Raw genomic sequence first — 16180 nt, forward strand, 5'->3', positions numbered from 1 at the left:
TTAAAGGGATTAAAAAAATTAAATACTATATTTGATTACTAAAACTTTAATCATGAGTGATCCAAATAAGATCATAGAAGGTTCTATAGATGATTTGCCTAATTTAGAAAATAGGGAAGAAATTCCTACTTGCGGAATCGTTATGCCAATTTCTGAAATTGATGGCTGTCCTCCATCTCATTGGGAAGAAGTCCTATCTATAATAACTGAAGTTGCTGAAGATGCTGGATTTGAAACAAAATTAGTTAGTGAAGCAGATGATGTTGGAGTAATTCATAAAAGAATTGTTCAAAATGTTTATAGTAGTAACATAATAATTTGTGATGTTAGTGCTAAAAACCCCAATGTTATGTTTGAGCTAGGGCTGCGTCTTGCTTTTGATAAAGCAACTGTAATAATCAAAGACGATCAAACTTCATATTCTTTTGATACAAGTCCAATTGAACATTTACAATATCCTAGAGATTTAAGATTTCATAAAATTCTTTCTTTTAAAGCAATTCTTAAGAAAAAACTTATTGCAACTTATGAAAAATCAAAGGAAGAAAAACACTCAATGTATCTTAAAGATTTTGGTCAATATACAGTTGCAAAATTAGAAACCACAGAATTATCGAGTGATAAATTTCTCATAGAACAGCTTTCAGAAATTAATAAAGAATTGAAAGATATAAAATTTTCTCAAATTAAGAGTAATTCTTTAAGCTTACCAAGTTATAGCGGTGGCCTGCAAGAATATCTTGTTTCTTGTTATAATGAATATTTAGTTTTAAATAATCTTACCCAAATATTAAACATTAAGGATTTTTATAACTTTATTCAAAGTAAAGAGGTTACAACAGGTATTAGACCTCCTTCTTTGTCAACTTTGGAAAGGTTTGTTAATAAACAAAATCTTATGTAATATTTTCTTATTAAAATCTTTTATTTATTTTTTTAAAATTTATTTTAAAATGAAGATTATTCAAAATTATAGTTGCCAGTTACAATTAATATTAAAATGAGATTTCTAATAATATTTAAAAGTAATATTTGAATTTAAAGTTATCAATTTGAAAAAATAACATGGAAACAAAAGTCATAAAAATCACACACGTTACCGGAACCTATACCATAGAAGTTGCCGAAGGGAGGCTCAATGAAATGAAAACCCAGCTGGACAAATGCCTGAATGATGAACAGGGCGCGATTGTGGTAAAAGGTGAAGGCGGAGACCAGTTCGTATATCCGGCAGATCTTTTAAAAAACAGTTTCATTGCCATAGTAGACCGGGAATAGGCATGGTGTCCGGGAAAAATAATCTTCCTGATTTTAAGTCTATTATTAAGTTTTGTTAAAATTTATCCCGTAAAAGTTTTGCAGAAAAATAAAATCCTTCTATATTTGCACCACTGAAAACGACGGTACAGCCGTTATTCAGGAGAGTTGGCAGAGTGGTCGATTGCGGCAGTCTTGAAAACTGTTGACTGTAACAGGTCCGGGGGTTCGAATCCCTCACTCTCCGCTTAGGGAGACGTTTATTTTTAAACGTCTCCTTTTATTTTGCTTATAATGTGTTGGTTTTCAATCTGTTACATTGTTTTTAAATGATGAAAAAATGTGTTCGAGTTTTGTGATGTTTTCTTAAACGAAAAGATATTAACCTTTAGAATATCCCATTATCCATTATTCTGTGTTCGATATTCCTCTAACCAATTAATCTTAAAGCTCAATGTCATTATCTTTTTGAAGGAAGTAACTAACATATATAGGAAATATAAGGTAAAAATTGCTTAATCTTCATCAGTTTTTATTGCTTGTTTAGTACAACAGCATTTATCCAGAAAAATATTTGTAATCTTATTGCCAAGCCATTTTCATACTGCTTTAAAATAGGTACAATTTGGGTTTCAGTGAATCTGGTCTTTTTCATGATAGTAGTTCAAGTTAAATAATACAAGGGGCTTGTTGATGAAAATTCTCTAAATTATATTCTTGTAAGAGGTGGTACACATCTTGAGCGTCTTGGTGTAAAACCTGTATCAGAAGAACCTTGGAAGAATAACTTAGCAAAGACCCTTCTTAATGCGCAAAGACATTTTCAATGGGAAATAGTAAGACTTGTATTGATGAGCTAAGAATGTTTCTTGCAGAAATCACATTGCCTGCAGCAAACAATCTTGGATTTAGTGTAGACCTACAATTGAGACAGAAAGGCGCTAAGTTTTATTCCCAGAATCTTAAAGATCTATTGTTCCCGAAAGTAAAAATGATATTTCCTATTTCAACAATCCATAAAGTTAAAGAGATGACTTTTTATTCTGTTTTATTAGTATTGAGTAAAAAGAGTAATGGTGAGCAAATATCCTTATCCGACTTTGTTAAACCCACTGGCCTTCCTAATGAAAAACAAAGAATTTATATGTTGCTCTTTCCCGTCCTAAGTCACTTTGTTGTCTAGCTATACCTCAAGATTTTTCAGAAGAGCAAATACAGGTACAGCTTGGTGCAAACATAAGGTTTGCTTAAAAATAGTTTTTGAATAAGTTGTTTTGAATATTGAATAAGTATTAGAAACAACTGAAAGTATCTGAAAAGTATGTTTTTAAATTTTTCAATATTATCAAGATACGAAACTACTTTAAGGTCTTGACAGACAGAAGTGAGAAGATGGTTGCTTATTCTATTATTTCATCTATTTATTAATCAATCATATTGAGACTTGGATATTGCATTTGGTGTAAAGTATTATTTATCGATTATGGTTTTCCACAATTGTTTCGACATTTGTTTTTGGTATATTTGTGCATATAATAAAAACACTAAATATAACTACATTAAATGTCTGCCATAGCTGCTTTACGGGGTTATAGAACCCAATTTTTATATTCTCTACATTATATTTTATCCACGCTTGAAAATGATTTGATTTACCGCCTAGAAGGTGAAGAGGATTTGGACGTATTAGATATTAAGGGAGAACTTCTTTATGCTATACAACTAAAGAATCTTGGTAAAACCATTACCTTATCGGATATTTTATCCGACAAGAAAACCTCGTTTATAAAAAGATTTTTAGAGCGATATGTTTCAGCAACCCCTGTATTGGTATCTTACAGTGAAGTAAGCGCTGATTTGAGAAACTGGAATCAACACACAGGGGATATTTCTAAAAAAGAAAAAGAGGTTTTAAAAAAATACAAACTTTCCGGAGAAGAGTGGAAATTAGTCAAGTCTAAAATACAGTTTCAGGAAATCTCAGAAGAAACTGTTGCTGAGGAAGTGAGAAAAATGATGAAAGAACACTTCCCAGAAATAGACCCAACACCAACAGCAGGTTATTTATTGAACTGGCTACAACTCATTGCAGAAAAACAACAGCCTATTACTTCAAAAGACTTTTATAACAAGGTTCAGGACTTTGCAACGTATATCACTGAAAGAATTGCGGCACACCATCAATATGGTCTGGTTTTAAAACCTTTGCATAAGACTTCAACAGATGACGTAAATCCGGAACTTTTGGAAAAAGAGTTTTATCATGCAACGTTGACGAGGTTTGAGCATATTTTATTAGGCCTTGATGTTAGCAGGGAAGGCTATCTACAAAAAATAAAAGGCAATTTAACCGGGAATAATATCGTGGTGGTTAAAGGTGCATCCGGGCAGGGGAAAACAGCCCTGCTTTACAGTTATGTATATCATTATATTAATGATTGGCTTTCTTTTGAATTGAAGATTCAACAAGATCCTGTGATTTCCCAGCAATCGATTCAAGCCATAGCTGCCATCAGTAAGAAATTAGAAATTCCTGTTGTTTTTATTATCAATGTTAATCCCAACACGACTGATTGGCTTCAGATTGTAAAAGAATCGGCGCATTTCAATCATATTAAATTTCTGATTGCCATAAGAAATGAAGATTGGTACAGAGCGACGGCTGCAGGTATAGAATTTCTACATCACGAAGTGGATTTATCCCTTTCAGAGGATGAAGCTAAAGTGATTTATTCCAATTTGAACAAAAGAAACAAGATCTGCCATTTTACTGATTTTGAAGAAGCATGGATACAAATGGGAGGTAACGTTCCCTTACTGGAATTTGTTTATTCTGTTACTCAAGGGGACTCTTTATATAATAAATTACAACATCAGGTTCGACAAATTGTTAATGAGGGTTCTTATAACAGTAATCAACAGATTGCATTTCTAAGAATTGTGAGTTTGGCGGATTCACATGGAGCAAAAATTGATGTTTCCAAATTGGATGCAAATGTAGATTACCAGTTTATTCTGGAAAAATTAGAAAATGAATATTTAATTAGGCGATCATCCGACCGAAAATACATACAGGGCTTACATATAGTAAGGTCTGCCAAATTAGTTGAAATTCTTTTTGATGATTTCACTAATAGTAAGCTTGGATATGCTTATAGATCCATTCCATTAATCGCAGAAGAAGATCTGTATTTATTTCTCGTGCAATTATTTTATGAAGAAGTTTTTGACCCCTATCTTTTCATTGAGGATATATGTCAGCAGGTCGTTGTAAATAATTGGGCAGTATACACGGCAATTATTAAAGCATTTATCTGGGTGGGCATTCGTGAATACGTTGAACAAAATCGTACAATCATAGATGAATGCAGAGATCTTTGCAAAGGAGCATGGATAATGTTTACAGATGTTAGATTTGGCAGCAACTACGACCCAAGCGCCATGCTCGACATGATAAATGCAGATGAAGAGTTTAGAGAAAAGATTAAAAAGATTAATGAAAGATTGCTTCCCAAGGATTACGTTTTCAAATTAGCATTGGCTATAATCAATAAACTTCCTTTTCCGATCGCATTACCAATTAATAGTTTTGAATGGAGATCTTATGGAGAAGCGTTATTTTGGCTGAAAAATATTCCTAATGATAAAGATGTTGTGCCAGACATTCCGGAGTATCAATTTGAATTTGCATTTAAGACAATGGATAGCAAAAGTTTATCGAAATTAATGTTGGGGATGTATTCCTATTCTCCGGTATTAAATGCAATCAGAGAAAGACATATTGACCTCTTTATACAAAGAATAAAAAAAGATTTTGCCATTATCCATTTATCTATGAATGAAGGGCAGGTGGATGTACACTTTATCATTGATATTATTAAGTATAATTTTGAAAGATCAACAAATGATTTTGCCGTAAACATCCTTGATATTATCAGGACTGCTTTACCCGATCAAAAGCAGTTCAACTCCCAAGGGCACGGGCATCGGTTTAAGTTGCTTTCTATGGATTACGATGAAACACGCAGGAGAATTTCCATTGAAAATATGCATTTGGAAGAATGGGTAAATATGAATTCATGTTTTATCAAACTTTATGATTATAAAAACAGGCCGGCAGATTGGAATGAATATCGTACGATGTTAAATCAATGGGAAATACTGGCTCGGGAAAAGATCAATGAATATAACAGAGCTTTCAAACAGTTATATAAAGGTAGTAAAACTTATGCACCTGTTGTCCCTATTATGCACAATGCATTATTTCAGTGGCCGGAAAAAATTTTGGAGCCGCAGTCAATTACCGATCCATTAGGTATATATCGGGTAGAAAAGAGTCAATCAAACGAAAAAAATGAGAAAGAAGAAGTAAACAAAAAACTGAAGTCTAAACATGAAAAGTTTTTTGGAAATCTTTCTGATTTTAAGAGCAGTTTTGAAATTTTTATGCAACAATCTGCTGAGACACTGTATTCAAAAATTAAATTAAAGACTGAACAAGGACATAGCCATAATGAACAAATAGAGTATCAATCTCAAGTTAATTTATTTGATGCTATCAAAAAATTGAAACAATATAATCTTAACTATGAAAGCACTTTTGGAAATATCGACTCACATCACGAAACGCAAATAGAAACCAATGCACTTCTAACGGCAGCTACCTTTTGGAGAGATTTTGTGAATGATAGCGTTAATGGAGATCATTCTTTCAAACGAATCCTGAGACTGAAAGATGACTTTGAAAAAAAGATTATTAAAGCTTGTAAAGATGCCTCTGCATCCAGTCTGTTTTCTGTGAAATATATCAACAATGCTAAAACAGGGGGAAAACCTGTTTTCATCATTGATAGTGATAGCCCTCTTTTGTCACTTACCGGATATGCAGAACTTTACGAGATTATTTGCCTCATAATTGGGATGCCGGAAAACACGAGTCTTAAATACCTTATGCTAGAATTATGGTATCCAAATTTGTATTTTATCCAAACAGTACGTGGAAAAAGTATGAATCATCTTTGCAATGAAGTACATTTCTGTACGGTCATGGAAAAGCCATTTGAAGAACAGGGTGTTGTTAGTTCCATGCCGAAACAGATTGATGATGATATCATAGAAAATCTCAAAATTGAAAGTTGGACTCTTCTATACCCCAAGTTTAATGAAATATTGAAAGCTTCTGCGAGCTATAGCAGGCTGGTGTTTTTAGTAGATCATTTTTATGATTTGCGACAGTTGGATGAATTGAAACTGGATAAGTTTGAAAGTGAAGATTTGAGGCAGCACATAGAGAGAATCTGTACGGAAATACAAGAGTCGTTACAGCCTATGCTTGATTCCCTAGTTCTTTGGGTAAATAGGTTCCCAATAGATGAAAAAGCTTATTTAGAAAGCGAATTGGAAAGAGCATTTTACCAAGCATTGTTTGATATTAAAGATAATATACTTCCTGAATCAATGGTATTTGAAGAAAATGCTAGAATCAATATTGACATGGAAGCCGCTTCCAAGTGGTCGGAGCGATTAAGTGTTTGTACCCAACATTGGGGAACGTTTTTGCTATTATTAAACGAAAAAATTATTAATTCCTATCAAAATGAAGTCTCACAAAACGTAACAACCTCATAAGAACAGGGATAAAGGAAAAATATTAAAATTATTTATGAGTATACCCAAGAACCACCATTATATTTCACAAGCACATATAAAGAATTTTTTCAATAAGGAAAGAATGAGATTTATCTTTTTGATAAAAACCAAAATCGACGTTTTAAAAAGAACAGTGCAAAAAGTATTTTTAGTGAAAAGAATCTTAATACAAAGAGTACAAAACATGATAAATATGATTATTCCACAATTGAAGAAGAACTGAACCAAAATTTTGAAAAGGATTTTCCAGGTTGTGTAGAAATTGTAAAGAAATTAATAAAGACAAATAAGTTAGATGATAGTTATAAAACATAAAGCTCAACATCGATGGTATTTAACCTTCCAAAAATTTTAATGCAAAATTTTTTTTTTGAATTGAATATTTTGAGGTGTCTCACAAAAATTGTAAGTTTTCAAACTTATTATTTTATCAACACACTATGTTTAAAATTTACAATATTGAAGATTTTAAGTCTGAAAATTCTATAGGAAATGAATTCATGTTTGAAAGATTTGAGGATCTTAATCGCCCTCCTGATCTACAGTGGCCCCATAAGCATAGTTTTTATGAGATTCTGTGGCTTACTTCAGGCAGTGCTGTCAATAGGGTTGATTATCACCAAACAGAAATTGGGCCCAATACTTTATTTTTTATTTCACCTGGCCAACTTCATCAGATGTCAACAACAAAAAATGTGAAGGGGTACAGTATTACTTTTACTGAAGAGTTTTTGTTGCTTACCTCAAATAATAAGGATAAACTTTTTTCCCTCAGCTTTCTTAATAACAGTACTATACAACCATTCGTTAAATTAACGGATGATAAGGTGAATGAGGTGAAACTGCTCATGGAAATGTTGGAATATGAAATAGGGCTATCTGAAAAGTCAGCAATTATTGTCGGTCATTTACTGTTTGTTTTACTCAACAGGTTTCAGCGTATTATTATCAGTACCCACGATTATATTTATGACAATGTAAATAGTCTACGGCTTCGAAAGTTCCGGGAACTGGTTGACTGTCATTATCTGAATGAAAAAAAATTGAGTTTTATGCTCAGCAGCTCGGTTTAACCCCGCATCGTCTGAATGAAGTTACCAAACATGTAATTGGAAAGACGGCTGGCGATATTATTCGGGAACGTGTATTACTGGAGACCAAAAGGCTGTTGGTTCATACTGACTGGAACATTTGCAAAATCTCAGAACATCTTGGTTTTGCAGATTTATCATACTTTTCAAAGCAATTCAGAAAAAAAGAAAAATTAACTCCGCTTGACTATAGAAATAAGATGTCAGAAAAGTTCCAGAATATTTAGAACTTTTCTCTATTACAATTAACTGCCTCCCAAATTTGGTTATAAAGGGGGTTATGGATGATAGAGATCTTGTTTTATAATAGTTTGGTAATGGCTGATACAAGACCAATAATGCTTAAAATGTATAAGAAGAAGCGAAAGCTAAATGATAAGCATCTGGCTCAGAATGGTGATTAGTATTTTCCCAGAAATCCGCCTTCGGAGATTTTGATGTCAGAGCGGGGTAAACGGCTGTAGCTATACAGCATGCTAATATGCATGGGAAAAAATATAAAAAAACCACTTTTTCCCATGATTATAATTAACTTGTTGAAAGCAAGTTGATTATTATATCGAAATGACATGTTGCCCCATTTTTGGTTTGCCCCTTATTTTTAATTAACATTTCCTCCTTTTGTTTAAAATAGTCCTTATAACTGCGATTCTCCATTGCCGCTTTTAATTTGCGAAATACCACTGCTTTAATTAAAATAAACTTGATATTACAGATTAATGTAATTGATTTAATATATTGTAAACCAGTAAAATACATAATGCAGTAAAAATGCAGTATAGATTTTTTTAATAATAGGTATACTTTTGTAGTAGATATTCCAAAGCATAATTCCCTCATATTTATAAAGTTTATTAAACAATAAGTTAATAACAAAACATTAAACAAATGAAAAAAACATTTTTTACACTTTTGGCAACTGTAACATTGTCAACCATATCACTTGCTCAAGTAGGCATCAATACAATCAACCCTGACCCCTCAGCTATATTAGATGTGGAATCTACTGTTAGTAAAAGGGAGGGGTGCTGATTCCCAAAGCCTCCTTGGGAAGTGAGACAGACGGAACTACCATTGTCTCTCCTGCCACAGGGCTTATGGTGTACAGCAATGGAGGCTCTATCACAACAGGCGATGGTTTCTATGTAAATTATGGTACTCCTGCTTCCCCTTTATGGAGAACTTACCAGCAATGGTCACCTGCACAATATGTACTTCATAATACTTACAATACTGTGGCTACAGCTCCAGTAAGAAGAACCGGGCTTGGACCTAGTACGACTATTAATAATGTGCCTTTGGGATTGTCATTGACTGTTGACATCCCTCCGCACAGTGCTTGCCGGGTGATTGTTACTTATTCTGTTCCAGTAGGAACATATAATGTGGTGCCTACTAATGCAAGTGGTTTTGGGTATTATGGCGTACGGTTTTTGAGAGATGGAGCTGAAGATCCTGCAGGTTCTCGGAAATATACAATTCTTCCTGCTGGTGGCGGTGCCTCTTCAGGCATGGTAAGTTCAGGAGCTACCTATATAGCGATAGAAACAAATGCTACTAGTACCGTTAAAACGATTACCTATGATTTGAATGGTTATATAGAGCTAGGAGGAGGAGGTAGTTTCACTTCTACAAATATTGTTTTCAATATGTGGGACAATATTGGTAATCCCAACTTTAACTGGGGTTATGGAACAATGACAGCCCAGGTATTTGCAAAGGCACAATAGGTAATATCATAAATAAACCATACTGCTTATCACTATTTTTTCTGACAAAGGTTCCATTTCCTCTTACTTCAAGCTTTTCAGTGGGTGCTGAAGTGCCCAATCCTAAGCCGATATTTATTGATTATCAACTCATACAAGCAGAAGAATGGTAATAGATCCCCACTTTACTACTTTTTTATAATAGGTAATCTAAGCAGAACTCAGGAAAATATAGATGCAATGCGGGAATGTATATAATATTTTCGCCCTGAGCATACATTCAATCTATTTCAATTTTAATGTTTCCCGCTGCAGTAATATACAATATCCTTTAACAAAAAATATAAAAAATGAACACAAAAAATTTATTTTCAATCGCATTGTCGGTAGTAAGTGTAGCTTTTTTTGCACAAACAGGCAATGTAGGAATTAATACAACAACTCCAGGTACAACCCTTGATGTGAATGGAGCTATTACCAACCGTGAAACAGTCATAAGTGTTGCAGGTAATACGGCTAATATCCCGGCTAATACAAGCCAGGCACAGCTTACAGGAAGTGCTACTGCAACAGTTTCGATTTCCGTTCCGGCTGCTCCCAATGCCGGCCAAAGGCTGGTAATTTTTAATAACACTACTGGAGGGTTTGGTGCAGCACTAAACACGGTTACCATACCGAATGGAAAAGCACTGGAATTTGTATACAGTAATGCAGGGTGGAGAGCTACCGACGGAGGAACTGTAGGCGCAGCTCCTGTCAATATTTATACCGCAGATGGTGCACTTAGCAGTAACAGAATTGTAACACAGGGAGCCAATACCCTGGCATTTACAGCCAATCAGCCTAATGCATTCTCTGTAGCCGGAAGTACTTTTTCGGTAGACGCAGCCAATAGTAGAGTTGGATTGGGCACTTCAGCACCCACTGAAAAGCTTGAAGTAAGAGGAAATGGAAAATTTGAGTCTAATTTCACTCAAATTTCACTCAATTCTACAGGTACTAATCCAGTAAGTATTGATTTGGCTAGGGTTAACGGCAATACTAATATACCTGTTGGGCAAACTGTAGGATATTTCAATTTCAACGGTTATGTTAATAATGGTACTTGGGCATTGGGATCTATTTTGGTAACAAAAGAGGATTCTCCAACTACTCTAGGATCAGCAATGCATTTCTACACCGGAGGAACAGGGGTGGGCTCTAGAATGACATTAGATACGTTTGGAAAACTTGGTATAGGAACCAATGCTCCAACCAACACATTGGATGTAAATGGCAATGCTAGGTTTCGCTCGTTACCGACACAAACTACGCTTGGAAGTTCTAATATGTTGCTTTCTGACGGAACTGGAGTTGTTTCACAGATTACCAGTAATGACTTTATTAACACCTTAAAAACTCCCAATAATGTTTTTAATGCTGAGCAAGCTGCCAGTAGTGCAACTCTGCCTGGAAATGGTGCCGCTAACAGAGTAATATTTGGGACAGTCAATATCAATACTGCAGGTGCAGGTACTTGGAACTTTGCTAATAGCAGCTATACAGTAGCCAAAACAGGAATATATCATATTGTAGCCGGAGTAAGACTGGAAAATGCTTCTGACCCACCAAATTATGGACTTTATATTCATGCTGGTAATAATTTTTGGACCTTCGGCGGGGCTCCTCAGCAAGGAAATGTTTTTATACTATCCGGGACTTATGTAAAGCTGCTTAATGCGGGAGATGTTATTTATTGTGAGACAAAAGCAGGTATTGGTGGACCTAGCTATAATCATAGCAATGCTTTTTTGCATATTATTTATACTGCACTATAAATGTTATTATGAAGATAAATTAAATTATTGCTATAAAATTTATAAGGAACTGTTGGGAGCATATAGCTCTTATGGATGACAAATTGAAAATGATAATTGCTATGTACTTGTATTGATGTATCGTGTTTTTATATTGGCAAATATGAAGTATTCTTAGCAGAAAAGGCGATTGTACAATCGCCTTTTAAAGTAACTGAGGCAATCTTAATTGTATATTTTACTTTTTTGATAATAAATAAATAGTAAGGTAAATTTAATATTGATAAAATGTCACAAAAGTGCCAAAATATGTAATATTTTTCCTTTATTATATTAGAGAATTTTGTGAAATTTGTGTTAGGTAAGATAGCATATCAAAGATTCAATGCGGGTGGATGTACTGCTAATAATTAGCAAATGGTACTCCGAACTACCGATACAAAATCTAAACAATATAATCTGTAATATATCATATCTATGAATAATTTTTCTACTCCCTTTTTTAAAATACAAGTTGAATTAAAAACGTTAAATCCCCATACACTATTTCAAATATTGTCTTTTAAATTCAGGAAAGAACTAAGTTGGGATAAAATGGTATCTAATTTTGCTGAAAGGTCTTCAGTACTGCAATAAAGGACGTTATGATCACTAAGCCCGAAAGTATCGTGGAATGTTCAGTATTCATATGTCTGATATAAATTAGATTCTTTCCCAAGCCTTTCGCATATCCAGCTTCGATTCCTATTCCAATAGTTTTTGTTAAAGAAGCTTTGATTGCCTCAATTTCTTTAGGAAGCTTTTTATAATTCAAAAAACCAATAGCGATATAAGCTTTCACCATTTTAAATTTTAGTGTTGTAATAATAACTGTTTACGTTGAAGTAACTGTGAGTAAAATAACATTTTAAACATTACCTTAATTTTTCTTCTAGTACCTATGGCCCCTTTAAAAAAAGTTTTTATTGTTCTACTACTTTTGCTGATCTGTAATTTCAAATCCCAAATTACCACTGCGAAAATTGATAGTTTGCAAACCACCGTATTTAGTAAACTTTTAAAAAATGGGGAATTGTACAAAATCGTCTTGTTGGAAACAAAACTGCGAAAAGAATGTCAGCGGTTAAATTATGAAAACGGTGAGATACGGGGATGTCTTAATTTAGCGAATGTGCTGATTCTGATGAAGAAAGATAAGGAGAGCCTTCAAATGCTTGAGATGGCTGAGAAAGAGTTGAAGGATAAGAAAGAGTATGATCTTGAAGCATATATGTATTTTGTGTATGGTAAAAACTATAATTCTCTGGGGTTGCATGAGCAGGCAATTAAATACTTTGATAATGCTTTTGTACTGGCTCAAAAAATTAAAGACCAAAAAGAAAAACAAAAAAGGCTCTACAGTATTTATGATTGGAAGAGAAATAGTTTTGAGTATTTAGGATTAATGGATTCCGTTTATAGCAATGAACGGAAATGTATGAAATCTCCAACGCCAGCGTTATTCATTACGATAGCTGAAAGGCATTTTAAGTTAAATAATATAGACTCTGCTGAATTTTACATTAATAAAGCGAATGAACTTCTCACTACCCAACAAATTCCTATTGAAGGTAAGGCCAATGTACTCAGGGCTTTTGGAAAGCTGAATATTGAAAAGAAGGATTACAATAAAGCTTTAAACTATTTATTCAGTTCTTTAAATATTACTTCAAAAGCTCAACTAGGTAAAGGCACACTGGAATCTTACAAATTGATTGCTGAGGCGTACAACGGCCTGAATCTACCCGAACTAGAGAGTGAATATCTCGCAAAATACTCTGTTCTAAATGATAGCTTACAGCAAGAGGAAAATGCCGGAATTAACATGATCATTAAACGGATGCATAAGGAGCAGACAGATAATAAAAAAAATATGGTTTTGTTTTATTGTATGTCATACTCAGTATTGTTTTCTTAGGCGGTATTATAGTATATTTTGTTTTTAAATTTTCCAGAAGCCGGGAAAGGATTAAAGATGCCGTGATCAATGAAAAAGTAAAAGAATCAGAAAACCTTAAGCGGAAATTAACTACTACATATGAAGAACTGATCATGCTCGCTAAACGATCAGACCCCTCCTTTATGATTAAGTTTAGAGATTCGCATTCTGATTTTTATGATTGCCTTATTTCAAAATATCCGGAACTTAATCCAAATGATATAAAATTATGTGCATTTCTTAAACTGAACCTGTCCAACAAACAGATTTCTGATTATGATCATATATCAATTAGAACTGCTGAATCGAAAAAATACAGACTCCGAAAGAAATTAAAACTTTCCAGTGATATTGATCTTTATAAATGGATTCAGAATTTTTAATTTTTAATAAATTATGCTATCAGTAAATCAGTGTTTTATGGTGTGCGGTATAAATGCAGTAAAGTTTTTTTTGTGTTAATCTAATAAATTTGTCTTCTAGAGTTTTAGGTGCATACCTGTCTGAGCTCAAGATAAGTACTATTGATATTAACCCACTTTTTATTTATGATGCTAATCTAAATTAAAAACTAAGTCTATTTACATCAGAAAAGTTACAATTAAAATATTCTAAAAACACAACCAACGCTTTGCTCTATTTAGATTTTTTCAGTCATTTTCCCTCATAAAGTCCGGAGTTTCTGATAGAGCGAAGATTTGAGACAGATTCTCAGGTTTCCGGCATGTATTTTCTCTAACAGACAAACAATCTTTGTGTATGAGAATGACGTTTAATTATCTTAATTTATTTGATACTGTCTCTTGTAATCAAAAACTAGATGTAAGCGGCAATGCAATTTAAAGCCTGGAAATACACATATTGATAGAATTACGGTGTAATCCGGTCGGATGTCAATAGTACAAAACAGCACCTGGACTTGTAATCTTTATTACCTATATACCTTTATAAACTGTTTATGAATTTTAAAAATATCCATATTGGACAAATGATAGAACAAAAGATTAAAGAAAGCGGAATAGAAATATCCCGGGTTTGTAATTTTTTAAATGTTATGGACGTTGATTTACATCAAATATATAAGTCTGCAAATATTGATTGCGATACATTGTTAAGGTTCTCTAAGTTAACTGAATACGATTTTTTTCGTATCTATTCACAGCATTTGATTTTGTATTCTCCACCTAAGGGACCGAATATTAAGCAGGATAAGACAAATCTGCCAGTTTTTCGAAAAGCAATTTATTCGAAGGAAGTGATTGACTTTATTTTGGATCAAGTTTCGTCAGGTAGAAAGACAAAATCACAGATCATTGAGGAATATAGAATTCCTAAAACAACATTGTATAAATGGATAAAAAAATTTCAAGAATGAAACAGTATCCCAATTATAGTAAGATCTATGAAGATCTTATTGAACAAAAATATCCGGACAAAATGGTAAGCTGTAAAACTCTATTAAAAAAGGATATTTTATCTGCGTTAGATGTAATTAAATTAAATAATTTGCTTTTCAGCAATGGATCATATCGTTTTAATCAAAAGCTACGTTCTTATGACGAGTCTGCTATTTTGGAAATTCTTCGATATCAGAAAATTAATAAGCTTAGTAATGTCAGTGTAGCATCGCATTTTAAATTAAGCCGCAATACAGTTACAAAATGGAAGAGACTATACAATAAATTGTAATCTAAAAACGAATTTGCTACTCTGCTTACCAATATATATTCTTTTATTAAAAATTTCGGCTCATGAGATCCGGCTATTATCGTTTTTTAGCTGGATATATTGCTGCATGATTCTTTGTATAAAATCTTTTTTATACGTAATCTACGTAGGCTAATAAACACATAATTTATAGAATATCAGTTTATCCGGTTTTTAACAAACTGACTTATCAGACTGCGTAATTTGAAAGAAGCTATGTTTTCAATTTAAGTTTGCATTTTATCAAATATCAATTCTACATTTTCCAAATAATATCTCAAAAAAGGGAATGTTTAAATAATTGATTTTATTAAGGCGAAAACATATGATCAAGAGCATTTAGTTTTCTTAAATCTTCTAATAAAGAGTTCGAATTTTGTACCAGTGAGGTCACTTAAACGAAAAGATATTTACCTTTAGAATATTGTATTATCCATTATTATTTGTTCGATATTCCTCTAACCAATCAATCTTGAAGCTCAAGATCATCATCTTTTTTGAAGGAAGCAGCTAACATGTATAAGAAATCTAATATAACAATTGCTTCATCTTCATCAGTATGTATTCCATTTTTTCTCAGGATCTTTATCGCTTGGATAGTAGAAACCATTCGTCCAGAAAAATATTTTGTACTTCTGTTGATGTTTTTTTCGATAGTTTTTAGAACTTTATCAGTTCTAGTATTGATTACCCCATCATACATTATTATTTTTTTAGAATTGGATTGATTTGTATTGTCTTAAAGTCCTTTTGGGATATATTTATTTCAGAAGGTGTAAACATACTTGTAATGTGTCTTTTACCAACGAAGTCCTGAATGTTATAGACTTGAAAAATATTAATCCCATCTTTTGACCATATTTCTTTGTCTTTATAAAAATCCAAATTCAATTTCTGTGTAAGATGCTGTAATCTCTCGTTTAAATTGTGAGCAATTAGATTATGCTCTTTTTTAGTATCTCTGAAATCTTCAAAGTCTATTTTTCCAGCCAA

The 16180-nt window shown here is 33.0% G+C and carries 13 protein-coding genes and 1 tRNA gene; 11 read left to right on the forward strand and 3 right to left on the reverse strand.

The features are described 5' to 3' along the window. Positions 1-52: 52 nt before the first annotated feature. From N4G44_RS07185 to N4G44_RS07225, 9 genes are all read left to right on the forward strand, one after another. Positions 53-904 (forward strand): RNA helicase, encoded by an 852-nt coding sequence (locus N4G44_RS07185; protein WP_474925543.1) that lies wholly within the window; start codon positions 53-55, stop codon positions 902-904. Between the two features lie 161 nt (positions 905-1065). Beyond that, positions 1066-1278 carry a glyceraldehyde-3-phosphate dehydrogenase gene (locus tag N4G44_RS07190; protein WP_474925545.1) on the forward strand — a complete coding sequence of 71 codons (213 nt, stop codon included), beginning with the start codon at positions 1066-1068 and terminating at the stop codon, positions 1276-1278. 141 nt (positions 1279-1419) lie between these two features. Next, a tRNA-Ser gene (locus N4G44_RS07195) sits at positions 1420-1504 on the forward strand. Positions 1505-2083: 579 nt separating this feature from the next. Next, on the forward strand, positions 2084-2440 hold the full coding sequence (locus tag N4G44_RS07200; RefSeq protein WP_474925547.1) for a hypothetical protein: 357 nt from the start codon (positions 2084-2086) through the stop codon (positions 2438-2440). A gap of 380 nt (positions 2441-2820) precedes the next feature. After that, complete coding sequence (locus tag N4G44_RS07205) at positions 2821-6885, forward strand: hypothetical protein (protein ID WP_474925549.1); 4065 nt, start codon at positions 2821-2823, stop codon at positions 6883-6885. A 461-nt stretch (positions 6886-7346) separates the two neighbouring features. After that, entirely contained in the window at positions 7347-7979 is a 633-nt protein-coding gene (locus tag N4G44_RS07210; RefSeq protein WP_474925551.1) for an AraC family ligand binding domain-containing protein, read from the forward strand. Positions 7980-8014: 35 nt separating this feature from the next. Continuing rightward, on the forward strand, positions 8015-8224 hold the full coding sequence (locus N4G44_RS07215) for a helix-turn-helix domain-containing protein (RefSeq protein ID WP_474928291.1): 210 nt from the start codon (positions 8015-8017) through the stop codon (positions 8222-8224). A 798-nt stretch (positions 8225-9022) separates the two neighbouring features. Continuing rightward, positions 9023-9727, forward strand: coding sequence for a hypothetical protein (locus tag N4G44_RS07220; RefSeq protein WP_474925552.1), 705 nt, complete (start codon positions 9023-9025; stop codon positions 9725-9727). Between the two features lie 329 nt (positions 9728-10056). Next, the gene (locus N4G44_RS07225; RefSeq protein ID WP_474925554.1) at positions 10057-11523 is read left to right on the forward strand and encodes a hypothetical protein; all 1467 of its coding nucleotides are present in this window, start codon (positions 10057-10059) and stop codon (positions 11521-11523) included. A 580-nt stretch (positions 11524-12103) separates the two neighbouring features. On the opposite strand, the gene N4G44_RS07230 is transcribed toward N4G44_RS07225, so the two are convergent. Further along, positions 12104-12346, reverse strand: coding sequence for a hypothetical protein (locus N4G44_RS07230; protein WP_474925556.1), 243 nt, complete (start codon positions 12344-12346; stop codon positions 12104-12106). Between the two features lie 96 nt (positions 12347-12442). Between N4G44_RS07230 and N4G44_RS07235 the strand changes: the two genes are divergently transcribed. Together N4G44_RS07235 and N4G44_RS07240 are read left to right on the forward strand one after the other, a co-directional pair. Continuing rightward, positions 12443-13459: a hypothetical protein gene (locus tag N4G44_RS07235; RefSeq protein WP_474925557.1), complete on the forward strand. Its 1017-nt coding sequence runs from the start codon at positions 12443-12445 to the stop codon at positions 13457-13459. Between the two features lie 979 nt (positions 13460-14438). Beyond that, a complete protein-coding gene (locus tag N4G44_RS07240; RefSeq protein ID WP_474925559.1) occupies positions 14439-14855 on the forward strand; it encodes a transposase in 417 nt (138 codons plus the stop codon). 798 nt (positions 14856-15653) lie between these two features. Here the strand turns inward: N4G44_RS07240 and N4G44_RS07245 are convergent. Then, the gene (locus N4G44_RS07245; RefSeq protein WP_474925561.1) at positions 15654-15890 is read right to left on the reverse strand and encodes a hypothetical protein; all 237 of its coding nucleotides are present in this window, start codon (positions 15888-15890) and stop codon (positions 15654-15656) included. Positions 15891-15892: 2 nt separating this feature from the next. Continuing rightward, on the reverse strand, positions 15893-16180 hold the full coding sequence (locus N4G44_RS07250) for a hypothetical protein (protein WP_474925562.1): 288 nt from the start codon (positions 16178-16180) through the stop codon (positions 15893-15895).

The organism is Chryseobacterium sp. GTID13, from assembly GCF_056172655.1.